20 protein-coding genes are annotated in these 22,195 nt (G+C 55.1%); 18 read left to right on the top strand and 2 right to left on the bottom strand.

Annotated elements, in window-relative coordinates; all coding sequences use genetic code 11:
- Positions 1-52 precede the first annotated feature (52 nt).
- The 16 genes from ovoA (at position 53) to glmS (ending at position 17,939) form a co-directional block, all read left to right on the top strand.
- Positions 53-2,191: a 5-histidylcysteine sulfoxide synthase gene (ovoA, locus tag J2Y91_RS08100; RefSeq protein ID WP_253537851.1), complete on the top strand. Its 2,139-nt coding sequence runs from the start codon at positions 53-55 to the stop codon at positions 2,189-2,191.
- A 120-nt stretch (positions 2,192-2,311) separates the two neighbouring features.
- Complete coding sequence (asnC, locus tag J2Y91_RS08095; RefSeq protein ID WP_048914172.1) at positions 2,312-2,773, top strand: transcriptional regulator AsnC; 462 nt, start codon at positions 2,312-2,314, stop codon at positions 2,771-2,773.
- 258 nt (positions 2,774-3,031) lie between these two features.
- Positions 3,032-3,472 carry an FMN-binding protein MioC gene (gene mioC / locus J2Y91_RS08090; protein WP_048914171.1) on the top strand — a complete coding sequence of 147 codons (441 nt, stop codon included), beginning with the start codon at positions 3,032-3,034 and terminating at the stop codon, positions 3,470-3,472.
- Between the two features lie 466 nt (positions 3,473-3,938).
- On the top strand, positions 3,939-5,828 hold the full coding sequence (mnmG, locus tag J2Y91_RS08085; protein WP_099754528.1) for a tRNA uridine-5-carboxymethylaminomethyl(34) synthesis enzyme MnmG: 1,890 nt from the start codon (positions 3,939-3,941) through the stop codon (positions 5,826-5,828).
- A gap of 45 nt (positions 5,829-5,873) precedes the next feature.
- Positions 5,874-6,494, top strand: coding sequence for a 16S rRNA (guanine(527)-N(7))-methyltransferase RsmG (rsmG, locus tag J2Y91_RS08080; protein WP_133622347.1), 621 nt, complete (start codon positions 5,874-5,876; stop codon positions 6,492-6,494).
- Between the two features lie 827 nt (positions 6,495-7,321).
- Positions 7,322-7,705: a F0F1 ATP synthase subunit I gene (atpI, locus tag J2Y91_RS08075; protein ID WP_048917949.1), complete on the top strand. Its 384-nt coding sequence runs from the start codon at positions 7,322-7,324 to the stop codon at positions 7,703-7,705.
- An 8-nt stretch (positions 7,706-7,713) separates the two neighbouring features.
- Positions 7,714-8,532 (top strand): F0F1 ATP synthase subunit A, encoded by an 819-nt coding sequence (gene atpB, locus J2Y91_RS08070; RefSeq protein WP_048917948.1) that lies wholly within the window; start codon positions 7,714-7,716, stop codon positions 8,530-8,532.
- A 49-nt stretch (positions 8,533-8,581) separates the two neighbouring features.
- Positions 8,582-8,821: a F0F1 ATP synthase subunit C gene (gene atpE / locus J2Y91_RS08065; protein WP_003849523.1), complete on the top strand. Its 240-nt coding sequence runs from the start codon at positions 8,582-8,584 to the stop codon at positions 8,819-8,821.
- 100 nt (positions 8,822-8,921) lie between these two features.
- Positions 8,922-9,392, top strand: a complete 471-nt coding sequence (atpF, locus tag J2Y91_RS08060; RefSeq protein WP_048917947.1) for a F0F1 ATP synthase subunit B — start codon at positions 8,922-8,924, stop codon at positions 9,390-9,392.
- Between the two features lie 11 nt (positions 9,393-9,403).
- Complete coding sequence (gene atpH, locus J2Y91_RS08055; RefSeq protein WP_048917946.1) at positions 9,404-9,937, top strand: F0F1 ATP synthase subunit delta; 534 nt, start codon at positions 9,404-9,406, stop codon at positions 9,935-9,937.
- Between the two features lie 16 nt (positions 9,938-9,953).
- Entirely contained in the window at positions 9,954-11,495 is a 1,542-nt protein-coding gene (gene atpA, locus J2Y91_RS08050) for a F0F1 ATP synthase subunit alpha (protein WP_048917945.1), read from the top strand.
- 54 nt (positions 11,496-11,549) lie between these two features.
- On the top strand, positions 11,550-12,419 hold the full coding sequence (atpG, locus tag J2Y91_RS08045) for a F0F1 ATP synthase subunit gamma (protein ID WP_048917944.1): 870 nt from the start codon (positions 11,550-11,552) through the stop codon (positions 12,417-12,419).
- A gap of 32 nt (positions 12,420-12,451) precedes the next feature.
- Positions 12,452-13,834, top strand: a complete 1,383-nt coding sequence (atpD, locus tag J2Y91_RS08040) for a F0F1 ATP synthase subunit beta (RefSeq protein WP_048917943.1) — start codon at positions 12,452-12,454, stop codon at positions 13,832-13,834.
- Between the two features lie 24 nt (positions 13,835-13,858).
- Complete coding sequence (locus tag J2Y91_RS08035) at positions 13,859-14,278, top strand: F0F1 ATP synthase subunit epsilon (RefSeq protein WP_048917942.1); 420 nt, start codon at positions 13,859-13,861, stop codon at positions 14,276-14,278.
- 166 nt (positions 14,279-14,444) lie between these two features.
- Positions 14,445-15,815, top strand: a complete 1,371-nt coding sequence (glmU, locus tag J2Y91_RS08030) for a bifunctional UDP-N-acetylglucosamine diphosphorylase/glucosamine-1-phosphate N-acetyltransferase GlmU (RefSeq protein ID WP_048917941.1) — start codon at positions 14,445-14,447, stop codon at positions 15,813-15,815.
- A 291-nt stretch (positions 15,816-16,106) separates the two neighbouring features.
- Complete coding sequence (gene glmS / locus J2Y91_RS08025) at positions 16,107-17,939, top strand: glutamine--fructose-6-phosphate transaminase (isomerizing) (RefSeq protein WP_133622348.1); 1,833 nt, start codon at positions 16,107-16,109, stop codon at positions 17,937-17,939.
- Between the two features lie 60 nt (positions 17,940-17,999).
- Here the strand turns inward: glmS and J2Y91_RS08020 are convergent, their stop codons facing one another.
- Positions 18,000-18,377 carry a DUF4440 domain-containing protein gene (locus J2Y91_RS08020; RefSeq protein WP_253537847.1) on the bottom strand — a complete coding sequence of 126 codons (378 nt, stop codon included), beginning with the start codon at positions 18,375-18,377 and terminating at the stop codon, positions 18,000-18,002.
- The gene (locus J2Y91_RS08015; RefSeq protein ID WP_253537844.1) at positions 18,374-19,756 is read right to left on the bottom strand and encodes an MFS transporter; all 1,383 of its coding nucleotides are present in this window, start codon (positions 19,754-19,756) and stop codon (positions 18,374-18,376) included. Before J2Y91_RS08015 ends, J2Y91_RS08020 begins: the two co-directional genes overlap by 4 nt.
- 109 nt (positions 19,757-19,865) lie before the next feature.
- Between J2Y91_RS08015 and J2Y91_RS08010 the strand changes: the two genes are divergently transcribed.
- A complete protein-coding gene (locus J2Y91_RS08010) occupies positions 19,866-20,768 on the top strand; it encodes a LysR family transcriptional regulator (protein ID WP_253537841.1) in 903 nt (300 codons plus the stop codon).
- A gap of 97 nt (positions 20,769-20,865) precedes the next feature.
- A complete protein-coding gene (locus J2Y91_RS08005; RefSeq protein ID WP_133622350.1) occupies positions 20,866-22,173 on the top strand; it encodes a serine hydrolase domain-containing protein in 1,308 nt (435 codons plus the stop codon).
- Positions 22,174-22,195: the final 22 nt, after the last annotated feature.

Here is a 22,195-nt window from a genome sequence, read left to right as displayed (position 1 = left end):
GTGATATCTACGCTTTAGCCATTTGGCATATCAGGCAAGACGGGAGCATGACGTGACTTCGCAACAACACCAGACAGGATTACCTGCACCGACCCGCACGCTGACCTTAAGCGGCAACGACCCCGAACAGAAACGTCAGCAGCTGCTCAGCTACTTCCGTCAGACGTGGGAGCTGTATGAGAGCCTGTTCGACTGCCTCGCTGACGAGCGCGCTTACTACACCAAAGCCATTTCGCTGCGCCATCCGCTGATCTTCTATTATGGCCACACCGCCACTTTCTATATTAATAAGCTGATGGCGGGCCGTCTGATCGATAGCCGTATCGACGATAAGATCGAAGCGATGCTGGCGATCGGCGTTGATGAAATGAGCTGGGACGATCTGGATAACAGCCACTACAGCTGGCCATCAGTGGCCGAGCTGCGCGACTATCGCGGCAAAGTGCGCGCGCGCGTCGAAAAGTTTATCCGCGAGATGCCGCTAACCCTGCCGATTGGCTGGGAGAGCCCGGCGTGGGTGATACTGATGGGCATTGAGCACGAACGCATCCACCTGGAAACCTCCAGCGTGCTGATGCGTCAGCTGCCGCTGGCGTGGGTCAAACCTCAGCCGCACTGGCCCGCCTGCCCGGACGCGCGCCACGATCGCCTGTCCGTGCCGCAAAACAGTCTGGTCGACGTCGCCGCCGGGCGCATCACCCAGGGCAAAACCGATGATACCTACGGCTGGGACAATGAGTACGGCTCGCTGACCAGCAGCGTGCAGCCATTCCAGGCCAGCAAAATGCTGGTCAGCAACGCCGAGTTCTTCGCGTTTATTGCCGATGGCGGCTACCAGACCCAAAGCTGGTGGGATGATGAAGGCTGGGGCTGGCGCGAGTTCGCCGCAGCCACCATGCCGACCTTCTGGGTTGGCAGCGCTGACCAGCCGGATGCGCTGAAGCTGCGCCTGCTGGCTGAAGAGATCGCTATGCCGTGGGACTGGCCGGCGGAGGTCAATCAGCTGGAAGCCGCCGCCTTCTGCCGCTGGAAAGCCGATCGAACCGGGCAGTCGGTACAGCTACCGGCAGAGAGCGAGTGGATGCTGCTGCGCGAGCAGGTGCCAGGCGATCAGCCAGACTGGCAGGAAGCGCCGGGCAATATTAACCTCGCTTACTGGGCCTCTTCCTGCCCGGTGGACCAGTTTGCACAGGGCGATTTCTTCGATCTGATCGGCAACGTCTGGCAGTGGACCACCACGCCGATCAACGGCTTCGAAGGCTTCCGCGTGCATCCGCTGTATGACGACTTCTCCACGCCGACCTTTGACGGCAAGCACTCACTGATCAAAGGCGGCAGCTGGATCTCAACCGGCAATGAAGCACTAAAGTCAGCGCGCTACGCATTTCGCCGCCACTTCTTCCAGCACGCCGGTTTCCGCTACGTCGTCTCTGAGCATCAGGAAACCATGGTGCAAAACCCGTATGAAACCGACAGCATGGTGTCACAGTATCTCGACTTCCAGTACGGCCCGGAATACTTCGGCGTGGCGAACTACGGTAAAGCGCTGGCGGAGATCGCCTGCACCCTTACCGATAAACGCCAGCGCGCGTTGGATATCGGCTGCGCCACCGGGCGCGCCAGCTTTGAACTGGCGCGCCACTTTGAGCAGGTCGTCGGTATGGACTACTCGGCGCGCTTTATCGACGTGGCACTTCAGCTGACCAGCGGCGAAGACTTCCGCTATGTCACCCAAGAAGAGGGTGACCTGGTTGAGTACCGTCAGGTGCGGCTGAAAGACGTTGGTTTGGGCGCAGAGCAGGCGCAGCGCATCCAGTTTGTGCAGGGCGATGCCTGTAACCTCAAGCCGCAGCCGGAAGGGTTTGACCTGGTGCTGGCCTCCAACCTGATTGATCGCCTGCGCCAGCCGCAGCGCTTCCTGCACGATATCACCCGCATGATCCGCTCCGGCGGCGTGCTGATGCTCTCCTCGCCTTATACCTGGCTGGAAGAGTTTACGCCGAAGGAGAACTGGCTGGGCGGTATCCGTGAAAACGGCGAGGCGCTGTCAACCTATCAGGCGCTGCAACGCCTGCTGGCGGCCGATTTTGAAGAGATCGCCCCGGCGCAGGATGTGCCATTTGTTATTCGCGAGACGGCGCGCAAATATCAGCACACCGTGGCGCAGCTCACCCTGTGGCGTAAACGCTAATCCCACCCGCGGGCGCCACTCCGGCGCCCGCTGTCATATCATCACTCCGATTGCCATTCTGTTCACGATCGCGCACATTATCGTCTGTCCAACTTATTATTCGATAATTCCGGAGCCCCCATGGCAGATAATATGCAGCCAGATAATCTCGATCGCGGCATCCTGAATGCCCTGATGGATAACGCCCGTGTCGCCTACGCCGAACTGGCAAAACAGTTCAACGTCAGCCCGGGGACCATTCACGTGCGCGTTGAGAAGATGAAGCAGGCGGGGATTATTAAAGGCACGCGGGTAGAAATTGACCCGAAGATGCTGGGCTATGACGTCTGCTGCTTTATCGGCATCATCCTGAAAAGCGCCAGGGACTATCCTGCCGCCGTAGCGAAACTGGAGCAGCTTGAAGAAGTGGTGGAAGCCTGGTACACCACCGGCCACTACAGCATCTTTATTAAGGTGATGTGCCGCTCGATCGACGCCCTGCAGCAGGTGTTGATCAACAAGATCCAGACCATTGATGAAATCCAGTCGACCGAAACCCTGATCTCGTTGCAGAACCCGATCATGCGCACTATTACGCCCTGATCTGTGCACAAAATTATCCACAACCTGTACGGCTTGCGGATCTTGCAACAATGCGTACCGTCGGCGGCGCAGTCAGTTGTGATTCGGCCAGCGCACAACGCCCGCAGCGTACTGTAGTACGGGAGGACCGCGAGCACTGCCCGGATCGTAAATGACAAGCGAGCCAGGTACCTTTCATAAAAACCCTGGTTTTCCACAGGTAGATCCCAGCCTGATCACAGCGTACAATGCCCGCCATTATCATTCAGGGATCCCATCATGGCCGACATTACTTTAATCAGTGGCAGCACCTTAGGCAGCGCAGAATATGTTGCCGATCATCTGGCAGAAAAGCTGGATGAGGCCGGGCACACCACCGAGACGCTGCACGGACCTGAGCTTGAAGAGCTGAAAACGTCTGGCATCTGGATTGTGGTCTCATCGACCCACGGTGCCGGTGAGCTGCCGGATAATATCCAGCCGCTGTTTGACGCTATAAAGGAAGAGCAGCCCGATCTCAGCAACCTGCGCTATGGCGCGGTCGGTATTGGCAACCGCGAATACGATCTGTTCTGTGGCGCGATCGTGCAGTTTGATGAGCTGCTGACCTCGCTCGGCGCTCAGCGCATTGGCGATCGTCTCGATATTGACGTGCTGGAACATGAGATTCCGGAAGATCCTGCCGGTGTCTGGGTAGAAAGCTGGAAAGAACTGATCTAAAACCGCTGTGGATCGGGCCGCGATCGTCGGTTCGATCCGTATAAAAACGGGTTTTCGATCCCGACTTTTGTAAATGTTGCTCTTTTTCGCCTGGTTTTACCGCGTTTATCTGTGGATAACCATGCTCAATTCCGTCTGATAACCGGTGTTTATCCCAAGAACAACTCGGGCACCTGCCGGAGCCTGTGCATAACATGCCATTTAGATCCCAGCTTATACGGCGTGGGATCACCGATCATTCACAGTTAATGATCCTGCCTAATTGCCTGATCCTTATCAGCAAAAATGGCTTATCCACAGAGATCGTCGATCCTAATAGAAGATCTAATAAAGAGATCTCTAAATAAAAAAGATCTTCTTTTTAATACACGAAGATCCCGGCGCTTTCGCCATCGTCTAAAGTTGAGTAGAATCCACGCCCTCAGCAACACTCTCTTCAATCGCACAAGCCGCGAGGTGCAGTACCATGTTTTATCCAGATCCTTTTGACGTCATCGTAATCGGTGGTGGTCATGCAGGGACAGAAGCCGCTATGGCCGCTGCCCGTATGGGTCAACAAACCCTGTTATTAACCCATAACATCGACACGCTGGGACAGATGTCCTGCAACCCGGCGATTGGCGGTATCGGGAAAGGACATCTGGTTAAAGAAGTGGATGCACTGGGTGGGTTGATGGCTCACGCAATAGACCAGGCCGGTATCCAGTTTAGGATACTAAACGCCAGCAAAGGTCCGGCGGTACGCGCCACCCGTGCTCAGGCTGACCGCGTGCTGTATCGTCAGGCGGTACGCACCGCGCTGGAGAACCAGCCAAACCTGATGATCTTCCAGCAGGCGGTTGAAGATCTGATCGTCGAGAACGATCGCGTCGTCGGTGCTGTGACCCAGATGGGCCTCAAGTTCCGCGCAAAAGCCGTGGTGCTGACCGTGGGGACTTTCCTCGATGGCAAAATTCATATCGGCATGGATAACTACAGCGGTGGCCGTGCTGGCGATCCGCCATCCATTCCGCTGTCACGCCGCCTGCGTGAACTGCCGCTGCGCGTTGGCCGCCTGAAAACCGGTACCCCACCGCGCATTGATGCACGCACCATCGACTTCAGCGTGCTGGCTCCGCAGCATGGTGATACGCCAATGCCGGTATTCTCGTTCATGGGCAATGTCAGCCAGCACCCTCAGCAGGTGCCGTGCTACATCACCTACACCAATGAGAAAACCCATGAGGTGATCCGCAATAACCTCGATCGCAGCCCGATGTATGCCGGGGTGATTGAAGGCATTGGTCCACGCTACTGCCCGTCAATTGAAGACAAGGTGATGCGTTTTGCCGACCGCAATGCGCACCAGATCTTCCTCGAACCGGAAGGGCTGACCAGCAATGAAATTTATCCGAACGGCATCTCCACCAGCCTGCCGTTTGATGTGCAGATGCAGATCGTGCGCTCGATGCACGGGATGGAAAATGCCAAAATCGTTCGTCCTGGCTACGCCATCGAGTACGATTTCTTCGATCCACGCGATCTGAAACCGACGCTGGAGAGTAAATATATTCAGGGTCTGTTCTTTGCCGGACAGATCAACGGCACCACCGGCTACGAAGAAGCGGCAGCCCAGGGTCTGCTGGCGGGTCTGAATGCAGGTCGCCAGTCTGCTGACAAAGAGAGCTGGGCACCGCGTCGTGACCAGGCTTACCTTGGCGTGCTGGTCGACGATCTCTGCACCCTCGGCACCAAAGAGCCGTACCGCATGTTCACCTCGCGCGCGGAATATCGCCTGATGCTGCGTGAAGATAACGCCGACCTGCGTCTGACCGCTGCCGGCCGTGAACTGGGGCTGGTCGATGATGCCCGCTGGGCGCGCTTCAACGAGAAGCTGGAAAGCATCGAGCTGGAACGTCAGCGTCTGCGTGATATCTGGGTGCATCCGAAATCAGAAAACGTTAGCGAAGTGAACACGCTGCTGAGCGCTGCCCTGACCAAGGAAGCCAGCGGTGAAGATCTGCTGCGCCGCCCGGAAATGACTTACCCTCAGCTGATGACCCTCAGCACCTTCGGCCCGTCGCTTAGCGACCCGCAGGCTGCCGAGCAGGTTGAGATCCAGGTGAAGTACGAAGGCTACATTGCTCGCCAGCAGGAAGAGATCGATCGCCAGCTGCGCAATGAAAACACCGTGCTGCCGGTCGATCTGAACTACCAGCAGGTGAGTGGCCTCTCCAATGAGGTCATTGCCAAGCTGAACGATCACAAACCGGGATCGATTGGCCAGGCCTCACGTATCTCCGGGATCACCCCGGCGGCGATCTCAATTCTCCTTATTTACCTTAAAAAACAGGGCCTGCTGCGCAAAAGCGCCTGACCTGAAATACGGGTCGGGCTTGCCCCGACCCTACAGGACCTCTTCGTGATTAATAAACTCTCCGCCCTGCTGAAAAGCGCCCAAATTTCCCTGTCCGATCAGCAGAAACAGCAGCTGGTGGGCTATGTGGAGCTGCTCCACAAATGGAACAAAGCCTATAACCTGACCTCGGTGCGTGACCCGGAACAGATGCTGGTGCGTCATATTCTCGACAGCATCGTGGTGGAACCCCACCTGGTGGGTGAACGCTTTATCGATGTTGGCACCGGGCCCGGCTTGCCGGGCATCCCGCTGGCGATTGTGCGGCCGCAGGCGCATTTCACCCTGTTAGATAGCCTCGGCAAGCGTGTGCGCTTCCTGAAGCAGGTACAGCATGAACTGAAGCTGGAGAACGTCACCCCCGTGCAGAGCCGCGTTGAAGACTTCCCTGCCGAGCCTCCGTTTGACGGGGTGATCAGCCGGGCATTCGCTTCACTGACGGATATGGTCAGCTGGTGCCACCATCTGCCTGGCGGGAATGGCCGATTCTATGCCCTGAAAGGCATCCTTCCGCACGATGAAATCGCCGCTTTACCGGCCGGTTTTAGCGTGGAGAAGGTGTGCCCGCTGTCGGTGCCAACGCTGACCGGCGAGCGTCATTTGGTGATTATTTCGCCATCTGTCTAACCGATTGAGCCAAAAAACAGGCCCGTTAGTGTGTTTAACCCGCATTAACGGGCTTTTTTTTAGCCAGGAAAACCCTTATTTTTATCCGCATTCGGGGTTTTTAAGAAATAGTTAACCCCTGAAATTATATGACTTTTTTATCTCCAGTCCCGGCCTTAAGCCTGAATCGTGGTGAGCGGGGAGAGGGGAGGGCTTTTTTTTGCGAAAATTTGCCTGGACGGAGCTGTTACCATCAGGTTAAATCAGCCGACGGAAATGATCTGACAATCTCAGTTACATTTAACCTTAAGTTCACATTTTATTATCACTTTGATCACCTTTGGCCCGATATTTAAGGGTGCCGATAGTCACGCATGAAAATATATCCACGCAATAAATCGGCGTGAGTAATGGCTTGAGCAATGTTAAATAATTGCTACAGATGTCAATAAGACCTTTTAATCGAAGCAACAGGGCGTTTTTAAAAAACCAATATCTAATATATTGATATTAAACAATTAAAATTCATACTGTTGCGTATTATTAGGATAAAGCCAGCTTGTTTGTCCGGTATTACATTGCTGAATTGTGATCTGTCGCACGCTTTGTGAGCAAGCAATGTCGTGTATTGCAGAAAAAAACCAGCCAATTGCCGCCGCCAGCAGTTTGGGAAAACGGAGCGCTGGAAAGAAATTTAAATAATTGTTCACCTTTTCTCTACTTATCGATTGAAATCACAGGTGCGCACCGTATAATTTGCACGTTTTTTGCTGCTTGACTCAAAAGAGCAAAGGCAGTTTTATACGACACGCGACATACCCCCATCGGGGCAGGAGAGTTTCAGCGTCATGTCAGTGTCCCTTTACAGAGTAAAATTTGCCCGGACCGTGTTGCTTTTGCAGCTGGTGACCTTTGTCGTAATCGGCGCACTGTTTTTTGCCCTGAAAGATCTGACGTGGGGCGTGTCCGCCTTAGCGGGTGGACTGGCAGCCTGGCTGCCGAACGTGTTGTTTATGATTTTTGCCTGGCGCCACCGGGCGGGGCATGAAGTAACAGGGCGGCTCGCCTGGACTTTTGCGTTAGGCGAAGTGCTAAAGGTGTTCGTTACTGTTCTCGTGATTATCGTGGCGCTGGGAGTGTTTAAGGCGGTGTTTACGCCGCTGGGACTGGCCTGGTTATCGGTGCTGATTGTGCAAATTGTCGCACCGGCTGTAATTAACAACAAAGGGTAAGAGGCATCATGGCTGCAGGAGAAATCTCTACGCCGCAAGAATACATAGGTCATCATCTGAATAACCTTCAGCTTGACCTGCGTACCTTCGAGCTAGTGAATCCGCACGACGCTCCGGCGACGTTCTGGGTACTAAATATCGACTCCATGTTTTTCTCTGTGGTGCTGGGACTGGTGTTCCTGGTGCTGTTTCGCAAAGTCGCGAAATCAGCGACCAGCGGCGTGCCGGGTAAATTACAGGCCGCTGTTGAGCTAGTTGTTGGCTTCGTTGACGACAACGTGCGCGACATGTACCACGGTAAAAGCAAACTCATCGCTCCACTGGCCCTGACGATTTTCGTCTGGGTGTTCCTGATGAACTTCATGGACCTGCTGCCAATCGATCTGCTGCCGTACATCGGCGAGCATGTCTTTGGTCTGCCAGCGTTGCGTGTGGTGCCTTCTGCTGACGTGAACGTCACGCTGTCGATGGCCCTTGGCGTATTTATTTTGATTCTGTTCTACAGCATCAAGATGAAAGGCATTGGCGGCTTTACTAAAGAGCTGACTCTGCAACCCTTCAACCACCCTGTATTCATTCCGATCAACCTGATTCTGGAAGGTGTGAGCCTGCTGTCCAAACCGGTATCTCTGGGTCTGCGACTGTTCGGAAACATGTATGCGGGGGAATTGATTTTTATCCTGATTGCCGGTCTGTTGCCGTGGTGGTCACAGTGGATTCTGAATGTGCCATGGGCCATTTTCCACATCCTGATCATTTCGCTGCAGGCTTTCATTTTCATGGTCTTAACGATTGTCTATCTGTCGATGGCATCTGAAGAACATTGATTTTTTCTCAACACTACTGCGTTTTAACTGAAACAAACTGGAGACTGTCATGGAAAACCTGAATATGGATCTGCTGTACATGGCTGCCGCTGTGATGATGGGCCTGGCGGCAATCGGTGCTGCGATCGGTATCGGCATCCTCGGAGGCAAATTCCTGGAAGGCGCCGCACGCCAACCGGATCTGATTCCTCTGCTGCGTACGCAGTTCTTTGTTGTAATGGGTCTGGTGGATGCAATCCCAATGATCGCTGTTGGTCTGGGTCTGTACGTGATGTTTGCTGTCGCGTAAAAACCGATAGTTCATCGCCAGCGTTTGTGGGCGATGAACGGCTTCTGGCCGCTGCTTCGGCAGCGGCAGAAAAAGTTAACTTAACAAGAGGCATTGTGCTGTGAACATTAACGCAACAATCCTCGGCCAGGCTATCGCGTTCATCCTGTTTGTCCTGTTCTGCATGAAGTACGTGTGGCCGCCGCTTATGGCTGCTATCGAAAAGCGCCAGAAAGAAGTTGCCGAAGGCCTTGCTTCCGCTGAACGTGCCAAGAAAGATTTGGATCTCGCGCAGGCTAATGCGACCGACCAGCTGAAGAAAGCGAAAGAAGACGCTCAGGTAATCATCGAGCAGGCGAACAAACGCCGCGCGCAGATCCTGGACGAAGCGAAAGCTGAGGCTGAGCAGGAACGTAGCAAGATCGTCACCCAAGCGCAGGCAGAAATTGATGCCGAACGCAAACGTGCACGTGAAGAGCTGCGCAAGCAGGTCGCGATGCTGGCTGTTGCCGGCGCCGAGAAAATCATTGAACGTTCCGTGGATGAAGCTGCTAACAGCGACATCGTTGATAAACTGGTCGCTGAACTGTAAGGGAGGGGCTGATGTCTGAATTTACTACCGTAGCTCGCCCCTACGCTAAAGCCGCTTTTGACTTTGCGGTTGAACATCAAAGTATCGATCGCTGGCAGCAGATGCTGGCGTTTGCCGCCGAAGTGGCTGGCAATGAACAGGTATCAGAACTTCTTTCCGGCGCTCTGGCGCCGGAAGCGTTGTCTGGAGCGTTCATCGCGATCTGTGGTGACCAACTCGACGAAGCCGGTCAGAACCTGATTAAGGTGATGGCTGAAAACAAACGTTTGCCAGCGCTTACCGCTGTTCTGGAACAGTTCATCCAACTGCGTGCCGCACATGATGCGACCGCTGAGGTTGAAGTTATCTCTTCCACGACATTGAGCGATGAACAGCTGACCAAAATCAGCAGCGCGATGGAAAAACGTCTGTCACGCAAAGTTAAGCTGAATTGCAAAATTGATAAGTCTGTAATGGCAGGCGTAATCATCCGTGCGGGTGATATGGTCATTGACGGAAGCGTACGCGGTCGTCTCGAACGCCTCGCAGACGTCTTGCAGTCTTAAGGGGACTGGAGCATATATGCAACTGAATTCCACCGAAATCAGCGAACTGATCAAGCAGCGCATTGCTCAGTTCAATGTAGTGAGCGAAGCTCACAACGAAGGTACTATTGTTTCTGTAAGTGACGGTATCATCCGCGTCAACGGCCTGGCCGATGTGATGCAGGGTGAGATGATTGCCCTGCCGGGTAACCGTTACGCTATCGCACTGAACCTGGAGCGCGACTCTGTTGGTGCTGTAGTCATGGGCCCATACGCTGACCTCGCCGAAGGCATGAAGGTTAAGTGTACTGGCCGTATCTTAGAAGTACCGGTCGGCCGTGGCCTGCTGGGCCGCGTAGTGAACACCCTGGGTGCTCCTATCGATGGTAAAGGCGCTATCGACAACGACGGTTTCTCACCGATCGAAGTGATTGCACCAGGCGTTATCGACCGTCAGTCCGTTGACCAGCCTGTACAGACTGGTTACAAGTCTGTCGATGCGATGATTCCAATCGGTCGTGGCCAGCGTGAGCTGATCATCGGTGACCGTCAGACCGGTAAAACCGCAATGGCGATCGATGCGATCATCAACCAGCGCGATTCCGGCATCAAATGTGTGTACGTAGCTATCGGCCAGAAAGCCTCTACCATCGCTAACGTGGTACGTAAACTGGAAGAGCACAACGCGCTGGCTAACACCATCGTTGTGGTGGCAACCGCATCTGAGTCTGCTGCTCTGCAATACCTGGCACCGTATGCCGGTTGTGCGATGGGCGAATACTTCCGTGACCGCGGTGAAGATGCACTGATCGTGTACGATGACCTGTCTAAACAAGCTGTTGCTTACCGTCAGGTTTCTCTGCTGCTGCGCCGTCCACCAGGCCGCGAAGCGTTCCCTGGCGACGTGTTCTACCTCCACTCCCGTCTGCTGGAGCGTGCTTCCCGCGTGAGCGCCGACTATGTTGAGCGTTTCACCAACGGTGAAGTGAAAGGTAAAACCGGTTCACTGACTGCGCTGCCAATCATCGAAACCCAGGCGGGTGACGTTTCTGCGTTCGTTCCAACCAACGTAATCTCGATTACCGATGGTCAGATCTTCCTGGAAACCAACCTGTTTAACTCCGGTATTCGTCCGGCAGTTAACCCGGGTATCTCAGTATCTCGTGTAGGTGGTGCTGCTCAGACCAAGATCATCAAGAAACTGTCCGGTGGTATTCGTACCGCGCTGGCACAGTATCGTGAACTGGCTGCGTTCTCTCAGTTCGCCTCCGATCTGGATGAAGCAACCCGCAAACAGCTGAGCCACGGTCAGAAAGTGACCGAGCTCCTGAAACAGAAACAGTATGCGCCGATGTCTGTCGCGCAGCAGGGTCTGGTGCTGTTTGCCGCCGAGCGTGGCTTCCTGAATGACGTCGAACTGGCGAAAATCGGTAGCTTCGAAGCGGCACTGCTGGCTTACGCGGATCGCGATCACGCAGAGCTGATGGCTGATATCAACCAGTCTGGTAACTATAACGGCGAAATCGAAGAGAAGCTGAAAGGCCTCCTCGAAACGTTTAAAGCAACCCAGTCCTGGTAATGTCTGGCGGCTTGTTCCTTCGGGGGCAGGCTGCAAGGCTTTGAGGAGAAGCTTATGGCCGGCGCAAAAGAGATACGTAGTAAGATCGGCAGCGTGCAAAACACGCAGAAGATCACCAAAGCGATGGAAATGGTCGCCGCCTCCAAAATGCGTAAATCGCAGGAACGCATGGCGGCCAGCCGTCCTTATGCAGAGACCATGCGCAAAGTGATTGGTCACATTGCGTTAGGTAATCTGGAATACAAGCACCCTTACCTGGAAGAGCGTGACGTTAAACGCGTCGGCTATCTGGTCGTGTCTACCGACCGCGGGCTTTGTGGTGGTTTGAACATTAACCTGTTCAAACGAGTGCTGGCTGATATGAAGGCCTGGGCTGATAAAGGCGTCGAAAGTGATATGGCGATTATCGGTTCCAAAGGTCTGTCATTCTTCAGCTCTGTTGGCGGCAACGTGGTTGCTCAGGTTACCGGGATGGGTGATAAACCTGCCCTGTCCGACCTGATTGGCCCGGTCAAAGTGATGCTTCAGGCATACGATGAAGGCCGTCTCGACAAGCTGTTTATCGTCAGCAACAAATTTATCAACACCATGTCTCAGACTCCACAGATCGTACAGCTGCTGCCATTACCGCCAGCAGATGATGCGGAAGGCGTTGTGAAGAAGAGTACCTGGGACTATCTGTATGAACCGGATCCGAAAGCGCTGCTGGACACGTTACTGCGCCGCTATGTCGAGTCTCAGGTTTACCAGGGTGTTGTTGAAAACCTGGCCAGCGAGCAGGCCGCGCGAATGGTGGCGATGAAAGCCGCAACCGATAACGGCGGAAACCTGATCAAAGAGCTGCAGTTGGTATACAACAAGGCTCGTCAGGCCAGCATCACCCAGGAACTTACCGAGATTGTCGGTGGGGCCTCCGCGGTTTAACCAGGTTTAATGAATTAGGTAGAGGATTCAAGATGGCTACTGGAAAGATTGTCCAGGTAATCGGCGCCGTGGTTGACGTCGAGTTCCCTCAGGACGCAGTACCACAAGTGTACAGCGCCCTTGAGGTTAAAAATGGTGATGCTCGTCTGGTGCTGGAAGTTCAGCAGCAGCTGGGTGGCGGCGTGGTTCGTACCATCGCCATGGGTTCTTCAGACGGCCTGAAGCGCGGTCTGGAAACTGTCGACCTTGAGCATCCGATCGAAGTACCTGTTGGTGTTGCAACGCTTGGCCGTATCATGAACGTGCTGGGTGAGCCAATCGATATGAAAGGCGACATCGGCGAAGAAGAGCGTTGGGCGATTCACCGTTCAGCACCTTCTTACGAAGATCAGTCAAACTCGCAGGAACTGCTGGAAACCGGCATCAAGGTTATCGACCTGATGTGTCCGTTCGCTAAGGGCGGTAAAGTCGGTCTGTTCGGTGGTGCGGGTGTAGGTAAAACCGTAAACATGATGGAGCTGATCCGTAACATCGCGGCTGAGCACTCAGGTTTCTCGGTATTTGCCGGTGTGGGCGAACGTACTCGTGAGGGTAACGACTTCTACCACGAGATGACCGACTCTAACGTTATCGACAAAGTGTCCCTGGTTTATGGCCAGATGAACGAGCCACCAGGAAACCGTCTGCGCGTCGCGCTGACCGGTCTGACCATGGCTGAGAAGTTCCGTGACGAAGGTCGTGACGTACTGCTGTTCATCGATAACATCTACCGTTACACCCTGGCCGGTACTGAAGTATCAGCACTGCTGGGTCGTATGCCTTCTGCGGTAGGTTATCAGCCAACGCTGGCGGAAGAGATGGGCGTTCTGCAGGAACGTATCACCTCGACCAAAACCGGTTCAATCACTTCCGTTCAGGCCGTTTACGTCCCTGCGGATGACTTGACTGACCCGTCACCAGCCACCACCTTTGCGCACTTAGACGCAACCGTGGTACTGAGCCGTCAGATCGCTTCACTGGGTATCTACCCGGCGGTTGACCCACTGGATTCTACCAGCCGTCAGCTGGATCCACTGGTTGTTGGTCAGGAACACTATGACACTGCGCGTGGCGTTCAGTCACTGCTGCAGCGTTATCAGGAACTGAAAGACATCATCGCCATCCTGGGTATGGACGAACTGTCAGAAGAAGACAAACTGGTGGTAGCACGCTCGCGTAAGATGCAGCGCTTCCTGTCCCAGCCGTTCTTCGTGGCAGAAGTATTCACCGGTTCTCCGGGTAAATACGTGTCCCTGAAAGATACCATCCGTGGCTTTAAAGGCATCATGGAAGGCGAGTTCGACCATATGCCAGAGCAGGCTTTCTACATGGTAGGTTCCATCGAAGAAGCCGTGGAAAAAGCGAAGAAACTGTAATTTCAGTTTCCCTGGAGGTTAACAATGGCTATGACTTTTCACCTGGACGTTGTCAGCGCGGAGCAGCAGATGTTCTCCGGTACTGTACAGAGCATCCAGGTATCAGGTAGCGAAGGTGAGCTGGGTATTCGCCCAAACCACGCCCCGCTCCTGACCGCCATTAAGCCTGGTATGGTTCGCATCGTTAAGCAGCACGGCGAAGAAGAGGTGATTTACCTCTCCGGCGGCGTGCTGGAAGTGCAGCCTGGCGCGGTTACCGTGCTGGCTGACACGGCGATCCGCGGCAGCGATCTTGATGAAGCTCGCGCGCTGGAAGCGAAACGCAAAGCCGAAGAGCATATGAACAGCTCGCACGGTGATGTTGACTTCGCTATGGCGTCTGCGGAACTGGCTAAAGCGATCGCCAAACTGCGCGTGATCGAGTTGACCAAGAACGCGATGTAACTCAGGTTTAAGTTGTTCGAGTGCCAGTCAGGAAACTGACTGGCATTTTTTTTGCCCCAATCCCGCCACCCGCTGCGCTTCAGGCTAATTTCGGGCTGAGAAAAATGTAGTATTCTTAGTGTTAAACCGTTTTACTTTCAACATCAAATAAAGAGTCAGGATGTCTATGTCTGAGAGCCCGATGAGCGTCGTTATCCTTGCCGCTGGTAAAGGTACGCGCATGTACTCCGAACTGCCGAAAGTGCTGCACTTACTGGCAGGAAAACCGATGGTTCAGCATGTGATTGATGCGGCGAAGGCGCTGAACGCGCAGCGCGTTAATCTGGTTTATGGCCACGGTGGTGACCTGCTGAAAAGCACCCTAAACGATGCCTCACTGAACTGGGTGCTGCAGGCGGAGCAGCTGGGCACGGGCCACGCGATGCAGCAGGCCGCCCCCTGCTTTGCTGATGACGAAGACATTCTGATGCTGTACGGCGATGTGCCGCTGATCTCGGTCGAGACGCTGCGCCGCCTGCAGTCGGCTAAACCGGCGGGCGGCATTGGCCTGCTGACGGTGATGCTCGATAACCCAACCGGTTACGGGCGCATCATTCGTGAAAACGGCCAGGTGGTCGGCATTATCGAACAGAAAGATGCCGCCCCTGAGCAGCTGCTGATTAATGAGATCAATACCGGCATCCTGCTGGCGAACGGCGCGGATCTGAAGCGCTGGCTCGGCAAGCTGACCAACAACAACGCGCAGGGCGAGTATTACATTACCGATATCATCGCCCTCGCCCATCAGGAAGGCCGCCAGATTGCGGCGGTACATCCGTCCCGCTCCACCGAAACCGACGGCGTGAACAACCGTTTACAGCTGGCGACGCTGGAGCGTGTTTACCAGGCGGAGCAGGCAGAAAAACTGCTGCTGGCCGGGGTGATGCTGCTGGATCCGGCACGTTTCGATCTGCGCGGCACGCTGGAGCACGGTCGCGATGTGGTGATCGATACCAATGTGATCATTGAGGGTCACGTTACCCTGGGTAACCGGGTGAAAATCGGCAGCGGCTGCGTGATTAAAAACAGCGTGATTGCCGACGACAGCGTCATCAGCCCGTACAGCGTGATTGAAGACGCACGGCTGGACACCGGCTGCAGCGTCGGGCCTTTCGCCCGCCTGCGTCCCGGTAGCGAACTGGCCGAAGGCGCGCACGTCGGTAATTTTGTTGAGATGAAAAAGGCACGGTTGGGCAAAGGCTCGAAAGCCGGGCATCTCAGCTACCTGGGCGATGCCGAGATTGGCAGTCACGTCAATATCGGCGCGGGCACCATCACCTGCAACTACGACGGCGTGAATAAATCGAAGACCATCATCGGCGACGACGTGTTTGTGGGTTCCGATACCCAGCTGATCGCCCCGGTGAGCGTCGCGGCGGGGGCCACCATCGCGGCCGGTACCACCATTATGAAAAACGTTCCGGCGGCGGGCCTGGTGTATAACCGCAAAGAGCAGCAGCTGAACGCCAGCTGGCAGCGTCCGGAAAAGAAAAAATAATCCATTCCAGGGGCCAGGCTCGCCTGGCCCTGTGTTTTGTTTTAAAGCAGTAAACATAAAAATAATCCCCACTCTACAAGGCTCGGGGAACCGAAAAATACTCGTCATTCTTCACATTGCAGGTGCGTTGGCTGCACCCGTTCACCCCGGTCACATAGTTGTCTATGCTCCCGGGGATTCACGGGCTTGCCGCCTTCCTGCAACGTGAATTATTTAGAGTATGCACCGGAATAATCAGGTCAGAAGACAACGCAGATGACGCTGAACGTCATCCTGTCAGGAAAATTTACTATGTGTGGAATTGTTGGAGCTGTAGCGCAGCGTGATATTGCAGAGATCCTGCTCGAAGGGCTGCGCCGTCTGGAGTACCGTGGTTATGACTCTGCGGGTCTGGCCGTGGTCGATCAGCAGGGAAATGCCACCCGCCTGCGCCGCCTGGGTAAGGTTCAGAACCTTGCTGAAGCGGCAGAGAGCACCGCGCTGATTGGCGGAACCGGTATCGCGCACACGCGCTGGGCAACCCACGGCGAGCCGTCGGAAGCCAATGCGCACCCGCATATCTCTGAACATATCATCATTGTTCACAACGGTATTATTGAGAACCACGAACCGCTGCGCGAGCAGCTGATCGCCCGTGGCTACACCTTTGCGTCAGAAACCGACACCGAAGTGGTGGCGCATCTGGTGCATTGGGAGCAGAAACAGGCTGGCGGCTCGCTGCGTGAAGTGGTGCAGCGCGTTATCCCTCAGCTGCGCGGCGCCTACGGCATGGTGATCGTCGACAGCCGTGACCCGTCCGTGCTGGTGGCCGCCCGTTCCGGCAGCCCGCTGGTGATTGGCCGTGGCGTGGGCGAAAACTTTATCGCCTCCGACCAGCTGGCCCTGCTGCCGGTGACGCGCCGCTTTGTTTACCTGGAAGAGGGTGACATCGCGGAAATGACCCGTCGTGACGTCACGATTTTCGATCGCAGCGGCGCTCAGGTGAAGCGCGCAGAGATCGAATCCACGGCGCAGTACGACGCCGGTGATAAAGGCGTTTACCGTCACTACATGCAGAAAGAGATTTACGAGCAGCCGGTCGCGATCAAAAACACCCTCAGCGGGCGTTTCAGCCATGGCGAAGTCGACCTCTCCGAGCTGGGCCCGAACGCGGATGCGCTGCTGGCCAACGTTGAGCATATCCAGATCGTGGCCTGCGGTACCTCCTATAACTCCGGGATGGTTTCGCGCTACTGGTTTGAGTCGCTGGCGAACGTGCCGTGCGACGTGGAGATCGCCTCTGAGTTCCGCTATCGCAAATCCGCGGTGCGCAATAACAGCCTGCTGATCACCCTGTCCCAGTCCGGTGAAACCGCCGACACCCTGGCAGCGCTGCGCCTGTCAAAAGAGCTGGGCTACCTCGGCTCGCTGGCAATCTGCAACGTGGCGGGTTCCTCACTGGTGCGTGAATCTGACCTGGCGCTGATGACCAAAGCCGGAACCGAAATTGGCGTGGCCTCGACCAAAGCCTTCACCACCCAGCTGACCGTGCTGCTGATGCTGGTGGCGAAAATTGGCCGGCTGAAAGGGGTGAACCCGCAGGTAGAACACGACATCGTGCACTCTCTGCAGGCGCTGCCGAGCCGCATTGAGCAGATGCTGTCGCAGGATGAGAAGATCGCCGCGCTGGCGGAAGACTTCTCCGACAAGCATCATGCGCTATTCCTTGGCCGTGGCGATCAGTACCCTATCGCGATGGAAGGGGCGCTGAAGCTGAAAGAGATCTCCTACATTCACGCAGAAGCCTACGCCGCCGGCGAGCTGAAGCATGGCCCGCTGGCGCTAATCGATGCTGATATGCCGGTGATTGTGGTCGCGCCGAACAATGAACTGCTGGAGAAGCTGAAGTCGAACATCGAAGAAGTGCGCGCCCGCGGCGGCCTGCTGTATGTCTTCGCCGATGTTGATGCCGGTTTTGCCGACAGCGAAGGGATGCGCATTATCCCACTGCCGCACGTTGAAGAGGTGATTGCGCCAATCTTCTACACCGTGCCGCTGCAGCTGCTCTCGTACCACGTCGCCCTGATTAAAGGCACCGATGTGGATCAGCCGCGTAACCTGGCGAAGTCCGTTACGGTGGAATAAGCCTTCACGCCGTTGCTTAACAGTCCGGTATGCCTTTGGCTGCCGGACTTTTTTATCACCTCAGGGCTGTAACGTTTCGTGTAAATGTAACCAGACTGGCTTCCCTTCCTGGACGTTAAACAGCACGGTTGACCAGCGAATCGTCCTCTCTTTATCTGGCTGCGTCTGCGTTTCCTGGTATAACAATACCGCCCCATCCTTCCCTTCATGCAGAACAGAGACCTTATCCACGACAATTTTCAGCCCCGGACGGCTGGCACGCTGCTGAAGGAAAAAATGGCGTAATGCTTCGCGATCGAGTCTCGCGCCTGACAGGGCGATCATCGAGTAGCGCGCACTGAAGCGCTCAAGCAGTAACGGCAGCTCACCTTCCCCTTTGCTCAACCAGTTCTCAATTGCAACGTGCGCTGCCAGTACTTCATTAACATAAATATTCATTCGGGTTTTCCCTCAGATTTGATGTTCTCTTTGATAGTGCGGTTGTTGAGTTTCAAACTCAGCAATGCCGGGATCAGCGTACCTGTAGCCGCAGCATAAAATGTCCACAGATAGGCCTGACGTAAGGACATGTGGCTGATAAGCAGGTTCAGTAACAGGCTTAACAACGCCACGCCAAAACAGAAGCTGAGTTGACGATTGATATTCCATAACGCGCTGGCTTCATGCATGTCAGAGGCGGCGATGTTAAGAAAAGCGCTGTTTTGGGCGGTGCTACTACACAGGCTCCCTCCCAGCCCCATCAGCGCAAAGGCGATCGTCAGCAGGGAGTACTGGGCGCCGTGAGAAACCAGGGAAAGTATCACAATCCCCGTTGCCTGCAGCAGGCAACCAGCAATAATCAAAGGGCGCGGCCCCAGCTGATTAAATGTCTTACCTGTTATCAACAGCGCAAAAAATGATGCGGCTGACCAGGGGAGCATCAAGGCACCCGTGGCAGCAGGGGACAGACTCAGAGAGGCCTGGAGATATAACATGCTGACCAGGCTCACCCCCATAAACAGTCCTGGCACACACTGATATACCATCATTGAGTAGCGCATTAACGGATCGGAAAGCAGGTCAAAGCTGAACAGCGGGGAGGAAACCCGGCGGTTGTGGATGATGAAAAATATGAGTAGCAGGATCCCCGGCAGTAAAAAACCGCCTCCCCTGATAACTCCGCCATTCTCAGCAAGTTCCGTCATGCCGGTTAAAACCAGAAAAAGCCCCGCGCAGCCGATGATCAGGCCTGTAAGGTCGAGCTTTCCCTCTTTAGGCGATCGGACCCCATCTTTCAGCCAGGCGAAAGCCATGATCAATGTCAGCACTGCCAGCGGCAGACTGGCGAAGAATACCCAGCGCCAGTTCAGTGCCTGAATCAGCCACCCCCCCAAAGCCGGTGAGAGTGCCGGGGCGAGAAGTGCCACCAGCATCACAGCGGACGAGAGCCTGGCGCGTTCATGGCTGGCATACAGCTGCCAGGTTAACGCCTGGCCTATCGGGATCAATAATCCGCCACCGAGCCCCTGCACTACGCGCCAGAAAATCAGCCCTTCAATAGAACGGGATAAGCCGGATAGCGCTGTACCAACAACAAATAAAACTAGCGATGTTAAAAACACGCGCCGTGCTCCCACACGTTGTGTCAGCCATGCGCCGAGAGGAACGATCAGCGTCAGCCCACAAATATAACCATTACTGATCCAGGCCAGTTGAGCGACAGAGGTTTGCATCGCCAGACCAATCGCCGGGTAAGCAACGGTAGAGATAAACATATTGATTAAGTCGAGGAAAAAACCAAGAAGGTAAACCATAGCCACTTTTTTGCGATAACTCATACCATCACTCCCTGTTGAGAGTGGCTAATATAGGGAGAATCCTGCAGCAGATAAACCGCCCGCGGGGTGATACACTGTCAAATAATTTTTGACAGTGTGTGAGTCGTTTATGCTCAATTTACAGCGGGTGGCGATGTTCGTTGCGGTCGCCGATGCAGGTAGCTTTACCTCCGCAGCGGCTTCCTCAGGCCAAACGAAAGCGGCAATTAGTGCGAGTATTCAGCGGCTGGAATCAGAGCTTGGCGTAGCGCTATTGCTGCGAACGACGCGACGTCTGACTCTGACGCAGGCAGGGGCGGCTTTTTATCAACGTAGTCTTCAGCTATTAAAGGACGCCGAACAGATAGCCAATGATGTGCGACTCAGCCATCATGGGTTCCGCGGTGAACTTTGTATCACCAGCACCGCGGAATATGGTTCTGAGAAGGTGATCCCTGCCCTGGTTGCATTTGGTCAGCTCCATCCCGAGCTCAGCGTGCGCCATGTCTCTTCTTCTTCACATGCCGATCTGGTCTCAGAACGTTTTGATATCGCCATCAGGCTGGGTAAGCTGGCAGACTCAAGTTATCACGCAGCGCTCATCGATCGCTTTTCAATACTCCCCGTCGCCACGCCAAAATGGTTAGCCGCTAACCCAATCCATTCACTTGAAGATCTGGGGAAGGCGCCATGGATTATTCATAATCGGCTTAAATCCCCTTTTAACTGGCAGATCGTCCACTCACAGGGGCAGCAGATTGATTTTGAGATAACCCGGTCTGTGCGGTACTCAACTGACAGTGCTTCATCATTAATGAGCTTTGTCCTGCAGGATTGTGGTGTGGGGTTGCTACCTGAATGGCTGGTCCGGCCGATGCTGGCCAGTGGAAAATTGACGCATTTACTGCCGCAATACGCCTTCCCACAGCAGGGTATCTATGCCGTTTATCCCAACACACGACATGTTCCGGCGAAAGTGCGTGCTCTGATAGATTTTCTGAGGCTGCAAACTGGCTACGGCGAGGGCGATTAACACAGGTTCTGGTGCCCGTGGGGCCTTTTTTAACCAAACACCGCGCTCCTCCTTTCTTACAATCATCTCTCACTTGATGACATCTGAAGGGATTGCTATGAAAAAGATAAAAAGTGGAATTTGTCTGTTCTCGCTATATCTCGTTACCGCATTTCAGGCGAATGCCAATGCACCTGTGACCACCTGCCCGCTCCCGCTCACCACCTGCCCGGCACCGCTGGATAAACAGCTGCCCGATGTCAAAGATATGCTCACCTGGAGCCCGCAGCAGCGGACGATCGGTTTTCGCAACGACTACCGCTCATATCCGGGTGATATCTTCCATGCCGCGAACCCCGTGCCGATCCCGAAAGCCTACCGGGAGTTGTCGACCGTCAGCTATCAGTATCAGGGGCACCGCTACCGGCTGGATGATTATCTGCGGCGCAATAACGTCACCGGCATGATGGTGATTAAGGATGGTAAGGACGTCTGGGACTATTACGCGCACGGCAATATGCCGACTACCCTGTGGACCTCGCGCTCGGTGGGTAAGTCGGTGGTCTCCACGCTGGTGGGTATTGCGCTGCGCGAAGGGAAAATCACCTCGCTGGATGATGAACTGGTGAAATACAATCCGGCGGTGCGCGGCAGCGCGTGGGAAAAGGTGACGCTGCGTAATCTGCTACAGCACACTTCCGGCATTCGCTGGAATGAAGACTACACCGATCCAAACTCTGACTTCAGCAAGCTGACCCAGTGTGAGGCAGGTAAGGATACCTATGCCTGCGTCAGCCAGCTGGTGCTCAACCCGCAGCGCCAGGCGCTGGCCAAACCGGGAGAGGTTTGGTCATACGACTCCGGCGGCGCGTGGCTGTTGGGGGACACGCTGGAAAAAGCCACGGGTAAAACCCTGGCTCAGTATCTGCAGGAGCATATCTGGCAGCCGTTTGGCATGGTGCACGACGGCGTCTGGCACAGCTATCAGCCGGGTCAACATGACGTTGGCGCACACGGTTTTAACGCCACGCTGGAGGACTGGGGCAAGTTTGGCCTGTTTGTCATGAACAACGGCGTGCTGCCTGACGGTACGAAAACCCTGCCTGACGACTGGCTACAGCAGGCCACCGATTGGACCAAAGCCAGCAACTCGGTCAGCGCGGACAATCCAGACGGCGTTTACGGACTGCAGTGGTGGAATATCGCAGTACCTGCCAGCAGCGAGGATGGGCCAAAAGAGGGGCTTACCCGCGGCAAAACGCTGTCGGCAGAGGGGATCTTCGGCCAGATGATAGTGGTTGATCCGCTGCATAAGCTGGTGATTGTGCAGTGGTCGAGCTGGCCGCTGGCGGAACCCGCAGCGGGCGCTCAGCCGCGCGAAGCCTCGCTGATGTTTAATGCGATAGCCAATAAGCTGGATCGCTAACGCAACGCTCCGCCGGCGAAAA

The organism is Erwinia aphidicola (assembly GCF_024169515.1).
Classification (GTDB): domain Bacteria; phylum Pseudomonadota; class Gammaproteobacteria; order Enterobacterales; family Enterobacteriaceae; genus Erwinia; species Erwinia aphidicola.
This window is presented reverse-complemented; position numbering and strand designations above follow the sequence as displayed.

What these genes read in the sequence shown, in the direction of transcription:
- J2Y91_RS08005 (WP_133622350.1), top strand. Translation starts at nt 20,866, where the DNA reads ATGAAAAAGATAAAAAGTGGAATTTGTCTGTTCTCGCTATATCTCGTT.
- J2Y91_RS08015 (WP_253537844.1), bottom strand. Translation starts at nt 19,756, where the DNA reads ATGAGTTATCGCAAAAAAGTGGCTATGGTTTACCTTCTTGGTTTTTTC.
- atpA (WP_048917945.1), top strand. Translation starts at nt 9,954, where the DNA reads ATGCAACTGAATTCCACCGAAATCAGCGAACTGATCAAGCAGCGCATT.
- J2Y91_RS08020 (WP_253537847.1), bottom strand. Translation starts at nt 18,377, where the DNA reads ATGAATATTTATGTTAATGAAGTACTGGCAGCGCACGTTGCAATTGAG.
- atpG (WP_048917944.1), top strand. Translation starts at nt 11,550, where the DNA reads ATGGCCGGCGCAAAAGAGATACGTAGTAAGATCGGCAGCGTGCAAAAC.
- atpB (WP_048917948.1), top strand. Translation starts at nt 7,714, where the DNA reads ATGGCTGCAGGAGAAATCTCTACGCCGCAAGAATACATAGGTCATCAT.
- J2Y91_RS08035 (WP_048917942.1), top strand. Translation starts at nt 13,859, where the DNA reads ATGGCTATGACTTTTCACCTGGACGTTGTCAGCGCGGAGCAGCAGATG.
- atpD (WP_048917943.1), top strand. Translation starts at nt 12,452, where the DNA reads ATGGCTACTGGAAAGATTGTCCAGGTAATCGGCGCCGTGGTTGACGTC.
- atpI (WP_048917949.1), top strand. Translation starts at nt 7,322, where the DNA reads ATGTCAGTGTCCCTTTACAGAGTAAAATTTGCCCGGACCGTGTTGCTT.
- glmS (WP_133622348.1), top strand. Translation starts at nt 16,107, where the DNA reads ATGTGTGGAATTGTTGGAGCTGTAGCGCAGCGTGATATTGCAGAGATC.
- J2Y91_RS08010 (WP_253537841.1), top strand. Translation starts at nt 19,866, where the DNA reads ATGCTCAATTTACAGCGGGTGGCGATGTTCGTTGCGGTCGCCGATGCA.
- asnC (WP_048914172.1), top strand. Translation starts at nt 2,312, where the DNA reads ATGGCAGATAATATGCAGCCAGATAATCTCGATCGCGGCATCCTGAAT.
- mnmG (WP_099754528.1), top strand. Translation starts at nt 3,939, where the DNA reads ATGTTTTATCCAGATCCTTTTGACGTCATCGTAATCGGTGGTGGTCAT.
- glmU (WP_048917941.1), top strand. Translation starts at nt 14,445, where the DNA reads ATGTCTGAGAGCCCGATGAGCGTCGTTATCCTTGCCGCTGGTAAAGGT.
- atpH (WP_048917946.1), top strand. Translation starts at nt 9,404, where the DNA reads ATGTCTGAATTTACTACCGTAGCTCGCCCCTACGCTAAAGCCGCTTTT.
- atpE (WP_003849523.1), top strand. Translation starts at nt 8,582, where the DNA reads ATGGAAAACCTGAATATGGATCTGCTGTACATGGCTGCCGCTGTGATG.
- mioC (WP_048914171.1), top strand. Translation starts at nt 3,032, where the DNA reads ATGGCCGACATTACTTTAATCAGTGGCAGCACCTTAGGCAGCGCAGAA.